The sequence below is a fragment of the Streptomyces sp. NPDC059900 genome, from assembly GCF_050270335.1.
In the GTDB taxonomy this organism is placed as follows: Bacteria; Actinomycetota; Actinomycetes; order Streptomycetales; family Streptomycetaceae; genus Streptomyces.
Genome location: NZ_JBNNJZ010000520.1, coordinates 1 through 5774, shown reverse-complemented (window position 1 = coordinate 5774; position 5774 = coordinate 1). Strand labels below are relative to the sequence as shown.

Genomic DNA, 5774 nt, shown 5'->3' with positions numbered 1-5774 from the left:
CACGCGAAGGCCGGGGCAGCGGTGCAGCAGATCGCGCACCAGCGAGGAGCACGCCTCCACCAGGTGCTCGAACCCGTCGACGACGAGGAGGACTTCCCGCTGCGCGAGATGGTCGACGATCACCTTGCGCGGGGTGCGGTGGGTGTGATCCGTCAGACGCAGTGCGTCGGCGACCGCGTGCTCGACCAGATCCGGGTCGCGGACCGCCGACAGCTCCACCAGCCAGGCGCCGTCCCGCGGCGCGCGGTCGGCGGCGGCCCGGACGGCGAGGCGCGACTTCCCGACGCCGCCGACGCCGGTCACCGTGATCAGGCGTGCGCTCTCCAACGCGGCGGTGAGAGCGGCGAGTTCGGCGGTTCGTCCCACAAAGGCGTTGAGTTCCAGGGGGAGATTGCCGGGCCGGGGGGCCGGTGCGGGGGTGCTGTGCCGGTGGTCGCCCGAGCGCTGATCGCGTCGCATGAGATACGCAGCGTACCGATGCGTAAGCGGTCCGTACAATCGCTTGGAGCAACTCCCGTGATCGAACGCGGTAATGCGGTGCGGAGCCTTCGCCCCGGCGCGATAGGGTCGGGGGACGACTTTTCGATGTTCAGGGCCGATGTACAGGGAGCGGTGCGCAGTGTCGGGTGGCGAGGTGGCCGGGATCCTGGTGGCCGTCTTCTGGGCGATCCTGGTCTCGTTCCTGGCCGTGGTGCTCGTGAGGCTGGCGCAGACGCTCAGGGCGACCACCAAGCTCGTCGCGGAAGTGACCGAGCAGGCCGTCCCGCTCCTCGCGGACGCCTCCACCGCGGTGCGTTCGGCCCAGACCCAGATCGAGCGGGTCGACGCCATCGCCTCGGACGTCCAGGAAGTCACGTCGAACGCGTCGGCGCTCTCCACGACGGTGGCCTCCACCTTCGGCGGGCCCCTCGTCAAGGTCGCCGCGTTCGGCTACGGAGTGCGCAGGGCCCTGGGCCGCAAGGCGGGCCCCTCAGCAGACAATGTGCCACCGGCACCCGCCCGACGTACCGTGATCGTGGGGCGCACGGTCCCCTCCGCGCGGCGGCGGGGCAAGCGGAAGAAGGACTGACGCAGCGATGTTCCGCCGTACGTTCTGGTTCACCGCGGGCGCCGCAGCCGGTGTGTGGGCCACCACCAAGGTCAACCGCAAGATCAAGCAGCTGACCCCCGAGAGCCTCGCGGCGCAGGCCGCGAACAAGGCGGTCGAGGCGGGTCACAAGCTGAAGGACTTCGCTCTCGACGTCCGCGACGGCATGGCCCAGCGCGAGGCCGAACTGGGCGAGGCCCTCGGCCTCGAGGCCCCGGTCGACCCCGAACTCCCGGGGCAGCGCCGGGTGGTCGTGGCCATCGAGAACGGCAAGACCAGCAAGACCGACAAGAACACGCAGGGCAAGTACCTCTCGAAGTCGAAGTACTCGTACAACCGGAATGAGGACCACTGATGGAGTCGGCCGAGATTCGCCGCCGCTGGCTGAGCTTCTTCGAGGAGCGCGGGCACACCGTCGTCCCTTCGGCGTCGCTCATCGCGGACGACCCGACTCTGCTCCTCGTCCCCGCGGGCATGGTGCCCTTCAAGCCCTACTTCCTGGGTGAGGTCAAGCCGCAGTTCTCGCGCGCCACGAGCGTGCAGAAGTGCGTGCGCACGCCGGACATCGAAGAGGTCGGCAAGACCACCCGGCACGGCACGTTCTTCCAGATGTGCGGCAACTTCTCCTTCGGGGACTACTTCAAGGAAGGCGCCATCACGTACGCCTGGGAGCTGCTCACCAGCTCCGTGGCGGACGGCGGTTACGGCCTTGACCCCGAGCGCCTGTGGGTGACGGTCTACCTCGACGACGACGAGGCCGAGACCATCTGGCGCGAGAAGGTGGGCGTGCCCGCCGAGCGCATCCAGCGCCTGGGCAAGAAGGACAACTACTGGTCCATGGGCGTCCCCGGACCCTGCGGCCCCTGCTCCGAGATCAACTACGACCGCGGCCCCGAGTTCGGCGTCGAGGGCGGCCCGGCCGTCAACGACGAGCGCTACGTGGAGATCTGGAACCTGGTCTTCATGCAGTACGAGCGCGGCGAGGGCACCTCGAAGGAGGACTTCGAGATCCTCGGCGAGCTGCCCAGCAAGAACATCGACACCGGCCTCGGTCTCGAGCGCCTCGCCATGATCCTTCAGGGCGTACAGAACATGTACGAGACCGACACCCTGCGCGTGATCATGGACACGGCCACCGAGCTGACCGGCGTCCGGTACGGCGCCGAGCAGGGCTCGGACGTCTCCCTGCGCGTGGTCGCCGACCACATGCGCACGTCCGTGATGCTCATCGGCGACGGTGTCACGCCCGGCAACGAAGGCCGCGGCTATGTGCTGCGCCGCATCATGCGCCGCGCCATCCGCAACATGCGCCTGATGGGTGCCACGGGCCCGGTCGTCCACGAGCTCGTCGACACGGTCATCAAGTCGATGGGCGAGCAGTACCCCGAGCTTCAGACCGACCGCAAGCGCATCGAGACCGTCGCGCTCGCCGAAGAGGCCGCCTTCCTCAAGGCCCTCAAGGGCGGCACGAACATCCTCGACACCGCCGTCACCGAGACCAAGGCCGCAGGCGGCAAGGTCCTCTCCGGCGACAAGGCGTTCCTGCTGCACGACACGTGGGGCTTCCCGATCGACCTCACCCTGGAGATGGCCGCCGAACAGGGCCTTTCCGTCGACGAGGACGGCTTCCGGCGCCTGATGAAGGAGCAGCGGGAGCGCGCCAAGGCCGACGCCCAGGCCAAGAAGACCGGCCACGCCGACCTGCACGCCTACCGCGAGATCGCGGACGCGTCCGGCGCCACGGACTTCACCGGCTACACCCTCACCGAGAACGAGGCCTCGATCGTCGGCCTCCTGGTCAACGGCGTCTCGTCGCCCGCCGCCCGCGAGGGCGACGAGGTCGAGGTCGTCCTCGACCGCACCCCCTTCTACGCCGAGGGCGGCGGCCAGATCGGCGACACCGGCCGCATCCGCCTCGACAACGGCGCGGTCGTCGAGATCCGTGACGTGCAGAAGCCGGTCCCCGGCGTGCACGTCCACAAGGGTGTCGTGCAGGTCGGCGAGATCACCGTCGGTGCCCCGGTGTGGGCCTCGATCGACGCGCGCCGCCGCACGGCCATCGCCCGCGCCCACTCCGCCACGCACCTCACGCACCAGGCGCTGCGCGACGCGCTCGGCCCGACGGCCGCCCAGGCCGGTTCCGAGAACCAGCCGGGCCGCTTCCGCTTCGACTTCGGCTCCCCGTCTGCCGTGCCCACGGCCGTCATGACGGACGTCGAGCAGCGGATCAACGAGGTGCTCTCGCACGAGCTCGACGTGCAGGCCGAGGTCATGTCGATCGACGACGCCAAGAAGCAGGGCGCCATCGCCGAGTTCGGCGAGAAGTACGGCGAGCGGGTCCGCGTGGTGACCATCGGCGACTTCTCCAAGGAGCTGTGCGGCGGCACGCACGTGCACAACACCTCCCAGCTGGGCCTGGTGAAGCTGCTCGGCGAGTCGTCCATCGGTTCGGGCGTGCGCCGCATCGAGGCCCTGGTCGGCGTCGACGCGTACAACTTCCTGGCCAAGGAGCACACGGTCGTCGCCCAGCTCCAGGAGCTGGTCAAGGGGCGTCCCGAGGAGCTGCCCGAGAAGGTCTCCGCCATGCTCGGCAAGCTGAAGGACGCCGAGAAGGAGATCGAGAAGTTCCGCGCGGAGAAGGTCCTCGCGGCCGCCGCCGGTCTCGTCGACCAGGCCAAGGACGTACGGGGCGTCGCGCTGGTCACCGGCCAGGTGCCGGACGGCACGGGCGCCGACGACCTGCGCAAGCTGGTCCTCGACGTGCGCCACCGCATCCCCGGCGACCGCCCGGCCGTCGTGGCGCTGTTCACCACGGCCAACGGTCGCCCGCTGACGGTCATCGCCACGAACGAAGCCGCACGCGAGCGCGGCCTCAAGGCAGGCGACCTCGTCCGTACGGCCGCCAAGACCCTCGGCGGCGGTGGCGGCGGCAAGCCGGACGTCGCCCAGGGCGGCGGTCAGAACGCCGCGGCCATCGGCGACGCCATGGCCGCCGTCGAGCGCCTCGTGGCAGAGACGGCCTGATGTCCGACTCCGACGGCGGCATGCGCAGGGGCCGACGCCTGGCCATCGACGTCGGTGACGCCCGGATCGGGGTCGCCTCGTGCGACCCCGACGGGATCCTCGCCACGCCGGTGGAGACGGTTCCGGGGCGCGATGTCCCGGCCGCGCAGCGCCGGTTGAAGCAGCTCGCCGACGAGTACGAACCGATCGAGATCGTCGTCGGTCTCCCTCGCTCCCTCAACGGGGGCGAGGGCCCGGCGGCCGCCAAGATCCGCGCGTTCGTCCAGGACCTCGCCCGCTTGGTGGCCCCCATTTCGGTGAGGCTGGTGGACGAGAGGATGACCACAGTGACGGCCAGTCAGGGACTGCGCGCCTCGGGCGTGAAGTCCAAAAAGGGCAGGTCTGTCATCGATCAGGCGGCGGCCGTCGTCATCCTTCAGCAGGCTCTGGAGTCCGAACGGGCGTCAGGCAAGCCGCCGGGCGAGGGCGTCGAAGTGGTCATCTGATCGCGATACGGTAACGTTCCGCGCGATGCGGCGGTGTTCGAACAGCTGCCGCACAGCATCAAGAGGCGGAACGGTTGCCCGACCACTCAGACGGCGGCCCCGCCTCGCGGCTTGTAGGGGATCGATGACTGAGTATGGCCGGGGCCCGGGCTCCGAACCGTGGCATCCCGAGGACCCGTTGTACGGGGACGGCGGATGGGGAGGACAGCAGGCCGCCGGCGGCCCGTCCCCCTACGGCGGCCAGGGGCAGTACCACCCTCAGCAGCCGCAGCAGGCGCAGTACGACGACTGGAGCACGGGCTCACAGCAGGGCTACGGCCAGCAACAGTACGGCGGACACGCAGGTCAGCAGCAGTACAACGCAGGCCCGGAGCAGCAGTACAACCCCGGTCCCGAACACCAGTACAACGCCGGTCCCGAACAGCAGCACAACGGCGGCTGGGACACGGGCCGGCACGGCCAGGCCGCGTACGCCGCCGACCCGTCGGACCCCTACGGCAACCAGCCCGGCGGCTACGGCGCTGAGAGCCCGGACTACTACGGCACCCCCGACGCGTACCCCCCGCCGGAGCCGCCGTCGCGCCGCCGCCCCGACCCCGAGCCGCAGCAGGACTGGGATCCGGGACCGGACCAGGGCGAGCACGCCTTCTTCTCCGGTGCCGATGACGACGAGGACGAGTACGACGACGAGCCGCCGGGACGCCGTGGCGGCCGCGGTGACCGGCGTGGCGGGCGGGGCGGCAAGAAACCCAAGAAGCGCAGGAGTGGCTGCGCGTGCCTGGTCGTGACGCTGGTCTTCGCCGGAGGTCTCGGCGGGGTCGGCTATTTCGGCTACCAGTTCTACCAGGACCGATTCGGTACGGCGCCGGATTTCGCGGGCGAGGGGACGGGGCTCGCGACCGTCGACATCCCCAAGGGCGCCGGCGGTTACACGATCGGCCAGAAGCTCAAAGACGCCGGGGTCGTCAAGAGCGTGGACGCCTTTGTCTCCGCGCAGGCACAGAATCCCAAGGGTGATTCCATTCAGGACGGCGTCTATGTCCTGAAGAAGGAAATGTCGGCGAAGAGTGCCGTCGAACTGATGCTCAGCCCGAAGAGCCGCAATAACCTCATCATTCCCGAGGGTAAGCGGAACTCCTGGGTCTACAGTCAGATCGATACGCGTCTGGAGCTTAAGA

General features: G+C 69.6%; 6 protein-coding genes. 5 read left to right on the top strand and 1 reads right to left on the bottom strand.

All coding sequences use genetic code 11. The features are described from left to right. A partial coding sequence (locus ACQKIP_RS37905; protein ID WP_427745185.1) for an AAA family ATPase occupies positions 1 to 459 on the bottom strand: 459 nt, incomplete at its 3' end. A gap of 160 nt (positions 460 to 619) precedes the next feature. Between ACQKIP_RS37905 and ACQKIP_RS37900 the strand changes: the two genes are divergently transcribed. The 5 genes from ACQKIP_RS37900 to ACQKIP_RS37880 form a co-directional block, all read left to right on the top strand. Further along, positions 620 to 1069, top strand: coding sequence for a DUF948 domain-containing protein (locus tag ACQKIP_RS37900; protein WP_365866605.1), 450 nt, complete (start codon positions 620 to 622; stop codon positions 1067 to 1069). A 7-nt stretch (positions 1070 to 1076) separates the two neighbouring features. Next, positions 1077 to 1442 (top strand): DUF6167 family protein, encoded by a 366-nt coding sequence (locus ACQKIP_RS37895; protein WP_365821022.1) that lies wholly within the window; start codon positions 1077 to 1079, stop codon positions 1440 to 1442. Continuing rightward, on the top strand, positions 1442 to 4111 hold the full coding sequence (gene alaS, locus ACQKIP_RS37890) for an alanine--tRNA ligase (protein WP_365866607.1): 2670 nt from the start codon (positions 1442 to 1444) through the stop codon (positions 4109 to 4111). Before ACQKIP_RS37895 ends, alaS begins: the two co-directional genes overlap by 1 nt. Then, on the top strand, positions 4111 to 4596 hold the full coding sequence (ruvX, locus tag ACQKIP_RS37885) for a Holliday junction resolvase RuvX (RefSeq protein WP_365866609.1): 486 nt from the start codon (positions 4111 to 4113) through the stop codon (positions 4594 to 4596). Before alaS ends, ruvX begins: the two co-directional genes overlap by 1 nt. Before the next feature lie 124 nt (positions 4597 to 4720). Further along, a partial coding sequence (locus ACQKIP_RS37880; protein WP_427745184.1) for an endolytic transglycosylase MltG occupies positions 4721 to 5774 on the top strand: 1054 nt, incomplete at its 3' end.